Below are 14,702 nucleotides of genomic sequence, written 5' to 3'. Positions count from 1 at the left end.
ACTTGAAGGTTGTCATGATTTTACTACCGTCTGCTCAGCGAAACTCGTCTTATCCCGCTTCGCTAACTCGATTTACATCTGGTTTTAATCTGCTTTTTTGATTCCGCGCGAATCTCAAGTCGCGACCAACGGGAGCGCCGACCGAAGGGGTATACAGGTCACGAAGTGACCGCACTCCGCGTAGGAGGCCCGTCCGGCAGGACATCCCCACCATAACTAGATCGGCGGCAACCCCTCCACCACACTCACCCCATCTGGTGGAACAAACGCAAAGTCCGCATCCTTCACCGGAACATTCTCCTGCATCCCGGTAAACGCGAACTCCGTCACCGCCCCATCCACCTCTTCCAGCTTCATCCGCTCAATCGCCCCGCCCGCAGTCACCCAAAGAGACAGCAGCTTCACCCTCTGCGCCATCCCCTTCGGCACACCCGAGATCCGGAACCCGCTCCCATCCGCCACCACAGCCAGGCCATCGAGCTCTTTCTTCAACTGTGTATGCCCCAGCAAAAACCGCAACGGCGACCGCAGATCATCCAACTGCTTCGCCGGCACCCGTGTAGCCTGCGCATCGCCCGGCGTGTAGAACCAAGCAAACTTCCCATCCAGCACAAACACCTTGCCCACCGGAGCAGCATAGCTCCACCGCATCCGCCCCGGCTTCCTCAGCAGCAGCGTGCCCTCTTCCGTGCGGTTCATCCCCATCCCCGCATAGCTCTCCGTGTAATGAGCCCGCAGGGAACTGAGATGGTTGTAATGGTCATCCACCTTACGCACCAACGCGTCGTTCTCCTGCGCAACCAGCAGCGGAGCGCAGCAAAACGACGCGAACAGCAGAGCCCTCGCCAACATTACTGAATGGGCTGTGTGCAGTTGGTTCCACCCGCCGGGTCATAGCGGATCGTATTGTTCTCATCCGTACAGAAGCCGCGGTCGCCGGTCTTCCCAATCGAGTTCGGAACCGCCGTAATCTCAAACGAGGTATACATATCCTGATTGTTCACCGTCACCTTCGTGCAATTGGTGATGGCAAACGTATACCCGGCCTTCTGCCCGCTCGCCAGATCCGGCGTAATCAGCTGCGCCGACTGTGACGTAGGCGCGCCCGACTTCGGATCCCCACCCAGCGTAGCCAGCGAGCACGAGAATCCATTCGCCGGATAAGCCGAGTTATACTGCAACTCTGCTTGCCCGATCGTCCTCAAAGACTGCACCGCCGAGGTCTCCTGCGCCTGCTTCCTCAGCTTCAACAGCTGTGGCACTGCAAGCGTCATCAGGATCAGCATCACCGACATCACGATCAGCAGCTCGATCAGCGTAAATCCGTCTTCGTTCGGTCGTCCCTCAAGCCCTGCGCGCAATCGGTCCCGTAAATTCATTGTCTTTATCAATCCTCGGCAATTCTGTATCTCTACCACCGAACAAACTCTATCAGCAGCGAGACCTAGCAGGCCAAATCTTCCCGCTCGATCTTCATCGTGCCAAGATTTCCCAGCAGCGTCAACGCCATCGTCTCCGGCCTGAACAGCTCCTGCGCCAACTCCTGCACGTCGGTCGTCGATACCGCTTCGATCTCGTGCATAATCTCATCCACGCCGGAAAACCGCCCAAAGTACATCTGCTGCCGCGCCAGATTCGCCATCCTGCTGCCCGAGCTCTCCAGCCCAATCACCATATTGCTCTTCAGCTGGTCCTTGGCCCGCTTCAACTCCACCTCGCTGACCGTCTCTTCCTTCAGACGCCGCAACTCCTGCAGGGTAAGCTGCAACACCTCCTCCGTCTTGTCCACCGAGGTCCCCGCATACACGCACAGCGAGCCAGTATCCCGGAACGGGTTCATCTCCGAGTAGATCGAATACGCCAGCCCCCGATCCTCGCGAATCGTCTGGAACAGCCGCGAGCTCATCCCGCCGCCCAGCATCGTGTTCATCAGGTACACCACATACCGCCGAGAATCGTTCACCGGAGGCGCCGGCATCCCAAGACAAAGCTGCACCTGCTCCAGCGACTTCTTCCTCTTCAGCGTAATGTGCGGAGTAGCCCTCGGCGCCGCCACCTTCTCAGGAACGCTGTCCCCGCTGGCCGCCAGTGAGCCGAACTCCCGCTCCACCTGGGCCACAAACGCATCATGCTCCAGGTTTCCCGCCGCCGAAAACACCATATTCCGCGGAGTGAACTGCCCCGCATAAAAGTTCAGCAGCGTCTGCTGATCGAAGCTCGAAACCGTCTTCGCCGTCCCCAGAATCGGCCTGCCCAGCGCGTCGCCCTTCCAAAAGTTCTGTGTCCACACCTCATGCACCAGATAGTCGGGGTTATCCTCGTCCATCTTGATCTCTTCCAGAATCACGCCCTTCTCGCGCTCCACATCCTCAGGAGCAAACGTCGGGTGCAGCACCAGGTCCGACAGCACATCCAGCGCCGGCGCCACATTCTCATCCAGCACCTTGATGTTGAAGCAGACCGTCTCCTTCCCGGTAAACGCGTCCAGATTGCCCCCGATCGTATCCACCTCCCGGGCAATCTGCTGCGCCGACCGCGAGGTCGTACCCTTGAACACCATATGCTCCACGAAGTGCGAGACCCCGTTCACCCCAGCCGTCTCGTCCCGCGAACCAGAGCCCACCCACGCCCCCATCGAGACGCTCCGAACGTGCGGCATGCTCTCGGTCAGTACCAACAGGCCATTCGACAACACAGTTTTCCTGATGTTGCGCGTGGCAGTCTTCGTAATTGCGGCATCATCTACTAGCGTTACAGACATGAGACTCCTTCAGACTCCATTGTTTCACAGCCCAACCCGCGCCATCTTTTCCACCTAACGGAGTAGACTTATATAGATGCTCCGGCTCAGCTCTACGCTTCGATGGATCTAAAGCCTTTGTTATCAACCAATTATCTAAAGCCTTTGCTATCAATCTAGGCCGCGCGACGTCCTCCTATCCGGAGCAAACTGGCCGTTGCAACTAGAAGCGAACAGTTTTTTGCCGACATCCTAAAGTCTTTGCCGTCATCCTGAGCGGAGCGAAGGATCCCGACGAATTCGATCCTGCCCAAACCGCTCGTCCCTTTCAGCCAGATTCATGTGCTGGAATCATAAAATATTTAAGTATTTACAAATGAATGACATAGAAAATTTACCTAATCCAAAAGTCGAAGACAAACCGCTCTTCGGCGCCTCCCTCCATGAGCTGACCGGTCTGATGGAGAACCACGGCCAGCCCGCCTACCGGGCGCGCCAGCTCTACGAGGCCCTCTACGCCCAGCGCACCCCCTCGCTCGACCAGATCACCACCCTCCCCGCAGCTCTCCGCCAGGCACTCAAAGACGCAGGCCACACCGTCGGCCTGCCCGAGCTCCTCCAGACCGCCCGCTCCATCGACGGCACCGAACGCTATCTAGTCCGCATGGCCGACGGAGAAACTGTCGAGACCGTCTGGATGCCAGGAGGCGACGGAGGCGAGCGCGGCGACGGAACCCAGGCAGCCGAGGAAGAAGAGCACCCGTCTCACGATGACGACGACTACAAGCGCGCCACCATCTGCATCTCCAGCCAGGTAGGCTGTGCCGTCAACTGCCAGTTCTGCCTTACCGCCAAGCTGGGCATCCGCCGCAACCTCACCCCAGGCGAGATAGCCGGCCAGGTAGCGGCCGTCCTCAACCGCCACAAGGTCGAAGTAGGCCGCGACCGTATCAATCTGGTCTTCATGGGCATGGGCGAACCCTTCCTCAACTACGCCAGTTTCATGGACGCCGTCCGGCTCCTAGCTGGCCCCATGAGCATCCCCGAGTCCCGCATGACCGTCAGCACCTCCGGCATCCTCCCCGGCATCGAGCAGTTCGCCGGCGAGACCATCCGCCCCAAGCTGGCCGTCAGCCTCAACGCCTCCAACGACGTCGTCCGCGAGTCCATCATGCCCATCACCCGCAAGTGGAACATCGCCGCGCTCCTCGAGGCCATCGCCGCCGTCCCGCTGCGCCCCCGCGAGCGCGTCACCTTCGAGTACGTCCTCCTCGGGGGCATCAACGACCAGCGCCAGCACGCCGACGAACTCATCGCGCTCCTGAAAAACCTTAGCGCCAAAATCAACCTCATCGTCTGGAACTCAGGCCCCGACATGCCCTTCCACGAGCCCACCCCGCAGGACGTAGGCACCTTCCAGAAGCGTCTCCGCGACGCAGGCATCCCCGCCTTCATCCGCAAGCCCCGCGGCCGAGACATCTACGCCGCCTGCGGCCAGCTAAAGCGCACCCTCGAGCAGCCACCCCTCGTCGAGATCGCCACCCTCTAAAGACGCTGTCCTGCCGGACGGGCCTCCTGCGCGGAGCGCGGTCACTTCGTGACGTGTATACCGCTTCGCCCGGCGCTCCCGATGGTCGCGAATTACGCTCATTCCGACCAACGGGAGGACCACGCGAAGCTCTAAAAAGGCGTGCGAACGCCCGCCCCACGCGCAGTGGGCCCGTCCGGCAGGACATCCATCTTTAGAAGGTTTGACGCCTTCATGCTGCCATGAAAGACTCGCGTCACAACCCCTCAGCTCTGAAGGATGATTGCGAATGTATTGGATCTACGACATTCCGAACTGGCTCTTTGGACTGTTGACCGTAGCGGTTTTTGTCGCCTTTGGATTAGCGGGTCTCTTCGCCACGCGAAGATGGGTTGGCCGTCTCCACCGCAGCCAATCCCATAACGACATCGTCGGCTTCTACCTCGCCGCAGTCACCGTCTTTTATGGCATCACGCTAGGCTTGCTTGCCGTCGGTACATGGACGACCTACTCCGATGTAGAGAGAAGGGTCGATCACGAAGCGACAGCTCTGGGCGTTCTGTACCGCGACCTTCAAGGCTATCCCGATCCGGTGCGCAGCGTGCTGCAAGAGGACCTCCGCCAATATACCCGTCAAGTCATCGACGTCGGCTGGCCGCAGCAGCGACAGGGAATCATCCCCACCGGAGCGAGCGCGATCCTGTCGAAGTTCCAAACCGATTTTCTGCAGTTCGATCCTACGACGAGTGGGGAACGAGTTGTCCAGGGAGAGGCGTATCACCACTTCGATCTGCTCGTGGAAAACCGGCGAGCAAGGCTCGACAGTGTGACAGCAGGACTCTCCGGCCCGCTGTGGACACTGGTATTGGTCGGCGCTCTGCTCAGCATCGCTCTTACCTGGTTCTTTGCGCTGGAGAGCCTCAGCATGCACTGCTGGATGACCATCATCCTCTCGGCGCTCCTGGGATTGATGATCTTTCTGGTGGCGGCCATGGACAATCCATTTCGAGGAAAGATCAGCGTGAGCCCGGAGCCTCTGGAGCGCGTCTACGAACAGCTGATGAAGCTTGGCAGATAATATGTCCGGCACGACACCTTCTTTAGACAGCTTCTAAAGTGGGGGCAGACAATCAACCGGACAGTTCTCGCGTTTGCTGTTCCCATCCCACCCCAAATTCGTCATCTCGACCGAAGCTGTTCACAGCCTCACCGTGAACAGCGTAGTGGAGAGACCCCCGTATTTCGCTTTTGCCGCCCCACCCAGCCTGTTCCATGTAGGTATGACTGCGCCGAAGCCCAAGCCTCATTTTCCTGTCAACCCCCCAAAAACCCCAACCCCCTTGCCTGCCAAGCACATACGCGTGGCGCATGAGTTCCCCCCCACTCGCTATACTGGATAGAGAAGGAAAAGATGCCCCGGCCAAAAAGCCGGGGCATCTCATTTCACCCCTAAACAAGGAGAAGTCCAGACCTAAATCCTTATCTTCGAAGACTTTGTACACACTAAGTACGGGGAGGGGGGAGTACCTGCCCCGCACCCGCAACCGCCAACGGAGGCTCCATCCCCAACTCCAGCAACCGCTCCGCCAGAAGGTCATAGTCATGCCGCAGCACATCGCCCTCATGGACAAAGTTGCCCGTCACCGGCTCCACCCCCAGCGCCCGAACGCGCTCCAGGTCCGCCACGATCGGCTGCTGACCCTCACGCGCATACTGCTCCAGCCGTACCGCCGAGATCTGCCCCGTGTTGATCAACGCATAGTCAAAGATAGGAACCCTAACGCTCCCCGCATGCTGCATGATCTTCTCGATATGCTGAGAGGCCGTTAGCCCCAGCGACTCGTTCGCCTGGGTCATCAGGTTGCACACAAACACCTTGGTTGCGCGCGACGCCGCCAGCGCCTCCGGGATGCCGCGAACCAGCATGTTGGTGATCAGCGAAGTGTAAAGCGACCCCGGCCCCAGCGTGATCAGGTCTGCGTTCGCAATCGCCTCCAGCGTCTGCGGCAGAGGGTCGGCAGTCTCCGGCTCCAGCCGCAGCTCCACGATACTGCGCTTACTCGCCGTGATGTTGGTCTCCCCGCGCACCAGCGACCCATCGTCCATATCCGCCGCCAGGGTCACGTTCGTATTCGTAGAAGGGAAGATCTTCCCCCGCGCGGCAAGAATCTGCGACGACATCTGCACCGCCTGCGCAAAGTCCCCCGTAATGTGCGAGAGCGCGGCCACAAACAGATTGCCGAAGCTATGCCCCTGCAGGTCGCCATGCTCGAAGCGATACTGAAACAGCTTCGACAGCAGATGTTCATCTTCCGAGAGCGCAACCATGCAGTTCCGGATGTCCCCCGGCGGAAGCATCTTGAAGTCCTCGCGCAGACGCCCCGACGATCCGCCATCGTCAGTGACCGTCACCACCGCGGAAAGCTCCCGAATGATGCAGTGCGCCTCAGGGCAGGGTGGCGTAGGAGCCCGCTCAACCCGCGCAGACTCTCCCAGACGAATCCCTCTCCTCCGGTCCGGAGTCACCACGTACCGCTTCAGCCCCCGCAGCAGCGTAGACAACCCTGTGCCGCCGCCAATGGCAACCACGCGCAGGTCTTTCTCTTTCGATTCGGTCAGCTTCCGCAGCGACATGCGCAGGTTCTCCTACACCAGCCTAAACGAAGCGCAGTGGGCCTGGAGCAAGTTCGTAGTTATGCTTCGGGATACAGCAGCTCCGTAAAGCGCGGATCGTCGGCCATATCCTGGAAGTCCGAGTCAGCCCGCGCCTGGATTCTGTTCCGCGGATTCTGTCGGATCGCCTCGGTCAGATGCTCCAGGCAGTGATGCGAGTCACCCGTCATGCTCGCCAGCACCGCCAGACCGTAGAAGGCATAGTCCGCCTTGTCATTCTCCTTCAGGATCAGGTGGAAGTGTTCCTTGGCATCTTCGTAGTGTCCGTCGTTCAGCAGAGAGATGGCGTAGTCATATTGTTCTTCGCAGTTGGAGAAGGCATTCTTTCCCTTGGTCATCTGCTGAGCACAGGCCGTCGAGTACATGCGGACGCGGTCGCTCAGTTCGCCTGCCCCGGCGGCCAGCATCTTGTCGAACGCCGCGTGGGCCTTGTCGTACTTGCCCTCCTGCATCAGCCGCAGCGCAACTTCATAGTGAGCCACCAGCTGCGCGCGCGCATTGTCGTTTGTCTGAGGAATGGTTCCAGCGAGTGTGCGTGGAGCACGCTTTGTTGCAGTAGGTACAGTTGCAGTCTTTGTCTGAGCCATCGTCATTCCTGTCGCCTAAGGCGTTTCTGAGCTCTCCCATTCTAACGGGTGCTCATTCGGTTTGTTCTCGTGTCGGTTTTATACGCAGACCTGGCCGTCAGGTCAACCCCACCTCAGTGCAGTGCAACTGAAGCCCGTCTCTATCGTGCGATCACACTGCAACGGTTATCCCCGCCCATACACCGCCGGGTTCAACTCAGGGTCGTTATACATCTTCATCTGCCGATAGAGCTTAAACCGTCGCGTGCCCCCCAGCACCTCGTTCCACAGCACATCCAGGCAGCCTGCCAGATCCTCCCGCTGCTCCACCAGCAGAGCCAACCGCCCCACATTGCGCGAGCGATGCTCCTCAGTCGCACTCGCCCGATGCGCCTCCTCCAGCGTGTGGTAGATCTTCAGCGCCAGAATGGAGAGCCGATCGATCATCAGCCCAGGCGTCTCCGAGTGCAGGGGAGCTACCGGATCCTGCTCCAGCCGCTCTATCAGCCACAGGTCCATCTTCTCCACCAGGTCGTTCCGTCGCTGATTCAACCTATCGATCGCATGCTTCACCCGCACGATCTCCGCATCAGGCACCCCGGGTACCCGCGCCTTATCTTCCTCATGCCAGAGCTCGAAGTTGGCCCGGTGCTGCGCCATCGCCAGCGCCATCAACCCATCAGCGCCAGTCTCAAACTTCACTTCGTTCTCCGTCTCATGCAAGGCCGCCGTCATCTCGTCCTGCATCCGCGTTATCAAAAGTGCATCGAGCATAGGCCTCCTCACAACCAAAGACTTTATCAGTAGTAGCGGTCAGGGTCGTAACCACTCGAAGCCACTGCGACAGCTAAGCCGGAAGTTTTATTCAGTGTCGTCTTCGAGGACGATCGCATAATCCTCATCGCTGAGGGTGCCTTCAATCCTCTTCAGCCATCCCAGCGAGCGGCTCACCGGCCACACCGCCCATGCTGCCGGAATCGCGCCCGACTCAAACTCGCAAACCAGAACGATCTTCGATTCGCCGCTCGGAAGCTTGGCAAGCTGCAACTGCGGAATATCCTGACGATAGATCTCAGCGCCGCTCTCATCCTTAACCCCGACATACCAGAACTCAGGATCGTCGAGAGCCGCAGCAGGCAGAGCCGCGCGATCAAACGTGATCCGCACCATCCACGGAAATATCTGTCCGGCCCAGTCGGCAGCAGCTTCGGGATTAGGCGGCTCCCCACCCCGCACCGTGTAATCCTGAGCCTTGCGCAGCTTGAACGAAAGTCCTGCATAAACCTCATACTCCTCAAGGCTCCTCGCCGATCCCAGCCCGTAGCTCTCCACCTGCTGTCCTGCAAGCAGCCGTCGCACCTTCTCCTTGCTGCGCGAGTCCAGTTCATGCCACACGTGACCGGTCTTGTCCACAGTATTCTCGATGTGATCGCCCCAGTGCTTAGGCGCGGTCGGCCTCCCGTAGTCGTGCCAGACGATCGTCTCCTGCGGATGAAACAGGTCATATCCACTGGTGAAGGCGCGCAGCGTCATCGCCGTCTCCTCCCCCAGAAAATACAACTCAGGATCGTATCCAATCTCGTCAACAAACGTCCCCTGAGCAAACAAAAATCCCGCCGAAAGAAATCGCGCCCGTCGCGGCTTCGTCAGGTTCTGCCAGTCCGCAATTGCCATTGGCTTCATATGAGGGATGCCGTCCTCAGTGAATCCCTGAAAGACCATCTGCAGCGGCCCATCCACCAATACCTCGTCCCCATCAGGCGTAAAAGGCGAAGCATACGTGCTCAAGATAGGCTTCGCGCTTCCTGTCTGCCCCATCTCGTCGACAAGCTTCGCATCCCAATCCCACGCAAACCGGCAGTGCGAGTCCACCTGCAGAAACCAGTCCTCGCCCCGCCAGAGCTTCATCACCTCAGACCGCGCCCAACAGGCCCCCTTACTCTCCCGCCAGTCAACGGCAAGTATTCTGAAGCAGTCGTCATTGCGAAAGGGAAGCGTATCTTCCTTCGGATCGTGTTGCCAGCAGATACCAAATCGCAGTCGTTCCGGGTGGCGAGCCTTCGCAATGCAGTCTTCCATGGTGGGAACCAGCTGCGGATCACGATACGCAGCGATTGAGACAAAGATCAGATGGTTCGCTTCGTTCAAACCCACGTTCCTCGCCCGATCAGGCTAACAGGCTCCTCCTCCCCCTTTCGTCCTATTTGCCGTAACTGCCGGAAGCAAGCAGACTAGACAGAGACAATGGCAACCTCCCCCAAACGGGTCCTGATCTACCGCCTCGGCAGCCTTGGCGACACCCTCATCGCACTCCCCGCCCTCCACCTCGTCGCTCGCGCCTTTCCACAGGCCGACCGCCGTATCCTCACCAACTTCCCCGTCAACGTCAAAGCCCCGCCCGCCGCAGCGATCCTCGAGAACAGTGGCCTAGTCAATGGCTACTTCCGTTACATCGTCGGTATGCGCAGCCCACGCGAACTAGTCACCCTTTGGTGGCAACTCCTGCGCTGGCGCCCAGAGGTCTTGGTCTACATGGGGTCAGCGCGAGGAGTCGAGTCGGCACGCCGCGACGAAAAGTTCTTCCGTCTCTGCGGAATAAAACGTCTCATCGGTGTTCCCCTCACCGAAGACATGCAGCAGAACCGTTGGGAGGAGCTCACTCAGGCTCTCGAACCAGAGGGAGCGCGCCTCACCCGCAATCTCGCCGAGTTGGGCGACCCTCAACTCGACAGCCCCGCAAGCTGGGACCTTCGCCTCACCTCCGCCGAGCACGCCCGAGCCAAAGAAGTTCTTGCCCCAGCCGCAGGTCTGCCCGTCATAGCGGTTAGCGTGGGCACCAAAGTCCAATCCAAAGACTGGGGCCGGGAAAACTGGCGCGCACTCCTGCAACACATCGCAGCTCTTTATCCCAACCATGCACTCGCCCTCTGCGGAGCCCCCGAAGAGGTCGAAGCCAGCAACTTCGCGGCAAGCGGCTGGCAGCAGAACTCCACTAATCCGGTGATCAATCTCTGCGGAGTCCTCACTCCGCGCGAGAGCGCCGCCGTCTTCGCCCAGTCCCAAATCTTCATCGGCCACGACAGCGGCCCCATGCACCTCGCCGCGGCCGTCCAAACCCCCTGCGTTGCCATCTTCGCCGCCCGCAACAAGCCTCGCGTCTGGTTTCCCTACGGCGAGCAGCATCGCGTCGTCTACCACCAGACCGACTGCTGGGGCTGCGGCCTCGAAACCTGCATCGTCGAAAAAAAGAAGTGCCTCACCTCCATCACCGTCGACGAGGTGATCACCGAGGTTCGCGTCATCCTCGGCTAACCGAGAGCACGCATCGTCACGCAAAGATGCGATGATGTCGCGAGGAGATCTTTTTCGTTCATGCTGCCCGAACTTCATTCGATCCTGAACCTGCTTGAGGGCGGCTTCAGCCAACTCAAGGTGCTCGTCATCGGCGACATCATGCTCGACCGCTACATCCATGGCGAGGTCGAGCGCATCTCCCCCGAAGCTCCAGTCCCAGTCATCCGTCACGCCCAGCGATACGAGCGCGCAGGCGGAGCAGCCAACGTAGCCATGAACCTCGCCGGCCTCGGCTGTCAGACCTTCCTCGCTGGCCTCTGGGGAGCAGACTCCGAGCAGGCCGAATTAGCCGCCATCCTCGATCGCGCGGGTATCAACACCGCAGGAGTAGTCTCAAGCTCACTCCCCACCATATCAAAGACCCGCATCGTCGGCCGCATGCAGCAACTCCTTCGCCTCGACATCGAAAGCCGCGACCCGGTCCCCGCAGTCGAAGCCCAGCGCCTTCAGGAGCGCTCCGTCGAACTCGTCGCAAAGGTGCACGCAGTGGTCCTCTCCGACTACGCCAAAGGTGCCCTGACCCGTTCCCTCTGCGAAGCTGTCATCCGCGCCGCACGCAGCGCAGGCATTCCAGTCTTCGCAGATCCCAAGACTCCCGACTTCAGCAAATACTCCGGAGCCACCACCGTCTGTCCCAACCTTGGCGAGCTCTCCGCAGCAACCGGCATCCCCTCTCACCACACCGATGAACTCCTCGCCGCCGCCCAGGCCCTGGTCACCGAACACGACTTCAAATTCCTCACCGTCACCATGAGCGAGAAGGGAATCACAGTCCTTAGGCCACCGTCAGAAGGCAACCCAGGCATCTATCACTCACCCGCCCGCGCCCGCGAGGTCTTCGATGTCTCAGGAGCAGGCGACACCGTCATCGCAACCCTCGCCACCGGAATCGCAGGCGGACTGCAGATTGAAACCGCAGTCGAACTCGCCAACCTCGCCGCCGGAATCGTAGTCAGCAAGGTAGGTACCGTCCCCATTGCAGCGCACGAGTTGGTAGCCGCCCTCACCCCCAGCTCCGGACTCACCGCCGGAGAAAAGATCCTCGACCTCGACCGCCTCAAACTCCGTGTAGCCGAGTGGCGTTCCTCCGGCGAGACCATCGTCTTCACCAACGGCTGCTTCGACCTCCTCCACGTCGGTCACATCACCCTGCTCGAAGACTGCCACCGCTTCGGCTCAAAGCTCGTTCTGGGCCTCAACGCCGACGCCTCCGTCTGCCGCCTCAAAGGCCCAACCCGCCCCATCGTCTCCGAGCGAGAACGCGCCCGCGTCATGGCCGCCCTGGCCGCAGTCGACGCCGTCGTTCTCTTCGAAGAAGACACCCCACTCGAACTCATCCGCGCCCTGCGGCCCAACGTCCTGGTCAAAGGCGGCGACTACACCGTCGAGACCGTAGTAGGCCATGAAGATGTGATCGCCTACGGAGGACGAGTCGAAATCGTCCCCACCGTAGAAGGCTTCTCCACCACCAACATCGTAAAAAAGCTCACGGCAAATCCCACCACGAGCGAGGAGATTAAGCAGTGATCATTGTCACCGGCGGAGCAGGCTTCATCGGCAGCAATCTCATCCACCAGCTCAACCGCGCAGGCGAGCGCAACATCCTGCTCGTGGACAACTTCGCTCCGGCCCCCAACCTCACCGGCCCGAAGTTCCTCAACCTCGCCGGAGCCGAATATGCCGATTACATGGACAAGCGCGAGTTCCGCGCCGCACTCAAAGCCGGCGACTTTGAGAACACCAGAATCCGCGCCATCCTCCATCAGGGCGCCTGTTCGAACACCCTTGAAGACGACGGCCGCTACATGATGGACAACAACTTCACCTACTCCAAAGAGTTGTTGCACTTCGCACTCGACCGCAAAGTTCCCCTCGTCTACGCCTCAACCGCCGCGGTCTATGGCGCCAGCACCAGCTTCACCGAACTCCCCGCCAACGAGCGTCCCCTCAACGTCTACGGCTACTCCAAGCTCGTCTTCGACAACTACGTCCGACGCCATCTTCACGACATGAAGTGCACCGTCGTAGGTCTCCGCTACTTCAACGTCTACGGCCCGCGCGAGCAGCACAAAGGCCGCATGGCCAGCGTCATCCACCACTTCACCGGCCAGCTCAAAGACACCGGCTCCATCCGCATGTTCGAGGGCTCAGGAGGCTACGCCGACGGCGAACAACGCCGCGACTTCGTCTTCGTCAAAGACCTCGCCCGCATCAACATGTTCTTCGCCGGCCTCCTCCCCGAAAGTCCCAAAAAGCCCATCCACGCCGTCGTCAACGCCGGCACCGGCGAAGCCCGCACCTTCAAGGCCGTCGCCCAGGCGCTCATGCAGGTTCACGGCCAGGGCAACATCGAATACATCCCATTCCCGGGCGATCTCAAGAACCGCTACCAGCACTACACCCAGGCAGACATCTCAGGTCTCCGCGCCGCCGGATACACCGCGCCCTTCACCACCCTCGAGGACGGCGTAAAACAAACCTTCGCCGAGGAGCCCGCGTCATAGCAGTTCTGTTCCATCGCAAAAACAGTTACTCTAACCAGGCCTGAAATCTTGGAGTGGTAGCCAATCTGTTCCTAACTACAGGAGCCAGTGTGACTGATACGCAACGGATGCCCACGATTCTCTGCATCAGCACCTACGAAAAAGGCCAGCTTTTTCTCAAAGAGGCCGCACGACTCGGCGCCAGCGTTCTCCTGCTCACTGTCGAAAAACTCGAACACGCCGACTGGCCCCGCGAGTCTCTCACCAAACTCATCACCATGCCGGAGAAGCTCACCCCCGAGCAGGTCCTAAACACGGTCACCTATCTCGCACGCACCAACCCCATCGACCGCATCGTCGCGTTAGACGAGTTCGACCTTGAGGTCGCCGCCCTCCTGCGCGAACACATGCGCCTCCCCGGAATGGGCGAATCTCTCACCCGAAACTTTCGCGACAAGCTCGCCATGCGCGTAAGCGCCAAACAAAAGGGCGTCCCCGTCCCCGAGTTCACCGGAGTTTTCAACCACGACGATCTCCGCACCTTCCTCCATAACGTCCCCGGGCCATGGTTGTTGAAACCTCGCACCAACGCCTCCGCCATAGGCATCCGCAAGATCGAGTCCCCAGACGCCCTATGGCCCATCCTCGACGAGCTAGGCGACCTCCAGTCGCACTACGTCCTCGAGCGCTTCGTCCCCGGCGAGATCTTTCACACGGAAGGAGTCACCTGGAACTGCAACGTACTCTTCGGCGCACCCTATAAGTACGGCAAGCCGCCCATGCAGACGATGCACCAGGGAGGCATCTTCAGCACACGAGCCATCGACAGGGAATCAAGCGACGCCATCGCCCTCGCCGCCATCCACAAGCAGGTGATCGAAGCCCTCGGCCTCGTCTCCGGCGTCACCCACACCGAGTTCATCAAATCGCAGGCCGACGGCAGTTTCTACTTCCTCGAAACCGCAGCTCGCGTCGGTGGCGCCCACATCGCCGATGTCGTCCAGTTCGCCTCAGGCATCAACCCCTGGGTCGAGTGGGCAAGAATAGAAGTAGCCACACTCCTCAAAATGGAGTACACGCTGCCAAATTTAAACAACCAATACGCCGGCAGTGTCATCTGCCTCGCACGGCAGGATCATCCCGACACCAGCAGCTACGATGCGCCCGAGATCGTTCACCGTCTCAATCGTCATCATCACGCCGGTCTCATCCTCCGCGCCGACTCCGCCGACCGCATCGAAGATCTGATCGGCCAATACACCAGCCGCTTCCTCGAGGATTTCTGCGCCGTTGTGCCCCCTCCAGATAAACCAACGGCATAAGCCTTAGCGCGAATCCCCTCGTAACGTTCGCAAAAA

General features: G+C 59.9%; 13 protein-coding genes. 6 read left to right on the top strand and 7 right to left on the bottom strand.

Going from position 1 to position 14,702, the window contains the following annotated elements:
* Positions 1-216 precede the first annotated feature (216 nt).
* The 3 genes from HDF10_RS19230 to HDF10_RS19220 all read right to left on the bottom strand — a co-directional run bounded on the left by HDF10_RS19230 (position 217) and on the right by HDF10_RS19220 (position 2,761).
* On the bottom strand, positions 217-852 hold the full coding sequence (locus HDF10_RS19230) for a LolA family protein (protein WP_183816352.1): 636 nt from the start codon (positions 850-852) through the stop codon (positions 217-219).
* Positions 852-1,379, bottom strand: a complete 528-nt coding sequence (locus tag HDF10_RS19225; protein ID WP_183816350.1) for a prepilin-type N-terminal cleavage/methylation domain-containing protein — start codon at positions 1,377-1,379, stop codon at positions 852-854. The genes HDF10_RS19230 and HDF10_RS19225 overlap by 1 nt, the downstream gene beginning before the upstream one ends.
* A 65-nt stretch (positions 1,380-1,444) precedes the next feature.
* Positions 1,445-2,761 carry a M16 family metallopeptidase gene (locus HDF10_RS19220; protein ID WP_183816348.1) on the bottom strand — a complete coding sequence of 439 codons (1,317 nt, stop codon included), beginning with the start codon at positions 2,759-2,761 and terminating at the stop codon, positions 1,445-1,447.
* A gap of 355 nt (positions 2,762-3,116) precedes the next feature.
* Between HDF10_RS19220 and rlmN the strand changes: the two genes are divergently transcribed.
* The gene (gene rlmN, locus HDF10_RS19215; RefSeq protein ID WP_183816346.1) at positions 3,117-4,289 is read left to right on the top strand and encodes a dual-specificity RNA methyltransferase RlmN; all 1,173 of its coding nucleotides are present in this window, start codon (positions 3,117-3,119) and stop codon (positions 4,287-4,289) included.
* A gap of 268 nt (positions 4,290-4,557) precedes the next feature.
* Positions 4,558-5,346 carry a bestrophin-like domain gene (locus HDF10_RS19210; protein ID WP_183816345.1) on the top strand — a complete coding sequence of 263 codons (789 nt, stop codon included), beginning with the start codon at positions 4,558-4,560 and terminating at the stop codon, positions 5,344-5,346.
* 425 nt (positions 5,347-5,771) lie between these two features.
* Here the strand turns inward: HDF10_RS19210 and HDF10_RS19205 are convergent, their stop codons facing one another.
* The 4 genes from HDF10_RS19205 to HDF10_RS19190 form a co-directional block, all read right to left on the bottom strand.
* Positions 5,772-6,902 carry a gluconeogenesis factor YvcK family protein gene (locus tag HDF10_RS19205; RefSeq protein WP_183816343.1) on the bottom strand — a complete coding sequence of 377 codons (1,131 nt, stop codon included), beginning with the start codon at positions 6,900-6,902 and terminating at the stop codon, positions 5,772-5,774.
* Positions 6,903-6,961: 59 nt separating this feature from the next.
* A complete protein-coding gene (locus tag HDF10_RS19200) occupies positions 6,962-7,528 on the bottom strand; it encodes a tetratricopeptide repeat protein (protein ID WP_183816341.1) in 567 nt (188 codons plus the stop codon).
* Positions 7,529-7,693: 165 nt separating this feature from the next.
* Positions 7,694-8,281, bottom strand: coding sequence for a DUF4254 domain-containing protein (locus tag HDF10_RS19195; RefSeq protein WP_183816339.1), 588 nt, complete (start codon positions 8,279-8,281; stop codon positions 7,694-7,696).
* Between the two features lie 87 nt (positions 8,282-8,368).
* Positions 8,369-9,655 carry a GlcNAc-transferase family protein gene (locus HDF10_RS19190; protein WP_183816337.1) on the bottom strand — a complete coding sequence of 429 codons (1,287 nt, stop codon included), beginning with the start codon at positions 9,653-9,655 and terminating at the stop codon, positions 8,369-8,371.
* Positions 9,656-9,751: 96 nt separating this feature from the next.
* Between HDF10_RS19190 and HDF10_RS19185 the strand changes: the two genes are divergently transcribed.
* From HDF10_RS19185 to HDF10_RS19170, 4 genes are all read left to right on the top strand, one after another.
* Positions 9,752-10,819 carry a glycosyltransferase family 9 protein gene (locus HDF10_RS19185; RefSeq protein WP_183816335.1) on the top strand — a complete coding sequence of 356 codons (1,068 nt, stop codon included), beginning with the start codon at positions 9,752-9,754 and terminating at the stop codon, positions 10,817-10,819.
* Positions 10,820-10,879: 60 nt separating this feature from the next.
* A complete protein-coding gene (hldE, locus tag HDF10_RS19180) occupies positions 10,880-12,388 on the top strand; it encodes a bifunctional D-glycero-beta-D-manno-heptose-7-phosphate kinase/D-glycero-beta-D-manno-heptose 1-phosphate adenylyltransferase HldE (protein ID WP_183816333.1) in 1,509 nt (502 codons plus the stop codon).
* Positions 12,385-13,365, top strand: a complete 981-nt coding sequence (gene rfaD, locus HDF10_RS19175; RefSeq protein WP_183816331.1) for an ADP-glyceromanno-heptose 6-epimerase — start codon at positions 12,385-12,387, stop codon at positions 13,363-13,365. Before hldE ends, rfaD begins: the two co-directional genes overlap by 4 nt.
* 89 nt (positions 13,366-13,454) lie before the next feature.
* Positions 13,455-14,666 (top strand): ATP-grasp domain-containing protein, encoded by a 1,212-nt coding sequence (locus HDF10_RS19170; RefSeq protein ID WP_311732828.1) that lies wholly within the window; start codon positions 13,455-13,457, stop codon positions 14,664-14,666.
* Positions 14,667-14,702: the final 36 nt, after the last annotated feature.

This window comes from Tunturiibacter empetritectus (genome assembly GCF_014201375.1).
GTDB lineage: Bacteria > Acidobacteriota > Terriglobia > Terriglobales > Acidobacteriaceae > Edaphobacter > Edaphobacter lichenicola_D.
Note: the sequence above shows the minus strand (reverse complement) of the source record. Positions and strands in the feature narration are given on the sequence as shown.

Bases quoted from the DNA above. Each gene is read 5' to 3' on its own strand.
- rlmN (WP_183816346.1), top strand. From the start codon at position 3,117: ATGAATGACATAGAAAATTTACCTAATCCAAAAGTCGAAGACAAACCG.
- HDF10_RS19185 (WP_183816335.1), top strand. From the start codon at position 9,752: ATGGCAACCTCCCCCAAACGGGTCCTGATCTACCGCCTCGGCAGCCTT.
- hldE (WP_183816333.1), top strand. From the start codon at position 10,880: ATGCTGCCCGAACTTCATTCGATCCTGAACCTGCTTGAGGGCGGCTTC.
- HDF10_RS19200 (WP_183816341.1), bottom strand. From the start codon at position 7,528: ATGGCTCAGACAAAGACTGCAACTGTACCTACTGCAACAAAGCGTGCT.
- HDF10_RS19195 (WP_183816339.1), bottom strand. From the start codon at position 8,281: ATGCTCGATGCACTTTTGATAACGCGGATGCAGGACGAGATGACGGCG.
- HDF10_RS19230 (WP_183816352.1), bottom strand. From the start codon at position 852: ATGTTGGCGAGGGCTCTGCTGTTCGCGTCGTTTTGCTGCGCTCCGCTG.
- HDF10_RS19210 (WP_183816345.1), top strand. From the start codon at position 4,558: ATGTATTGGATCTACGACATTCCGAACTGGCTCTTTGGACTGTTGACC.
- HDF10_RS19225 (WP_183816350.1), bottom strand. From the start codon at position 1,379: ATGAATTTACGGGACCGATTGCGCGCAGGGCTTGAGGGACGACCGAAC.
- HDF10_RS19220 (WP_183816348.1), bottom strand. From the start codon at position 2,761: ATGTCTGTAACGCTAGTAGATGATGCCGCAATTACGAAGACTGCCACG.
- HDF10_RS19205 (WP_183816343.1), bottom strand. From the start codon at position 6,902: ATGTCGCTGCGGAAGCTGACCGAATCGAAAGAGAAAGACCTGCGCGTG.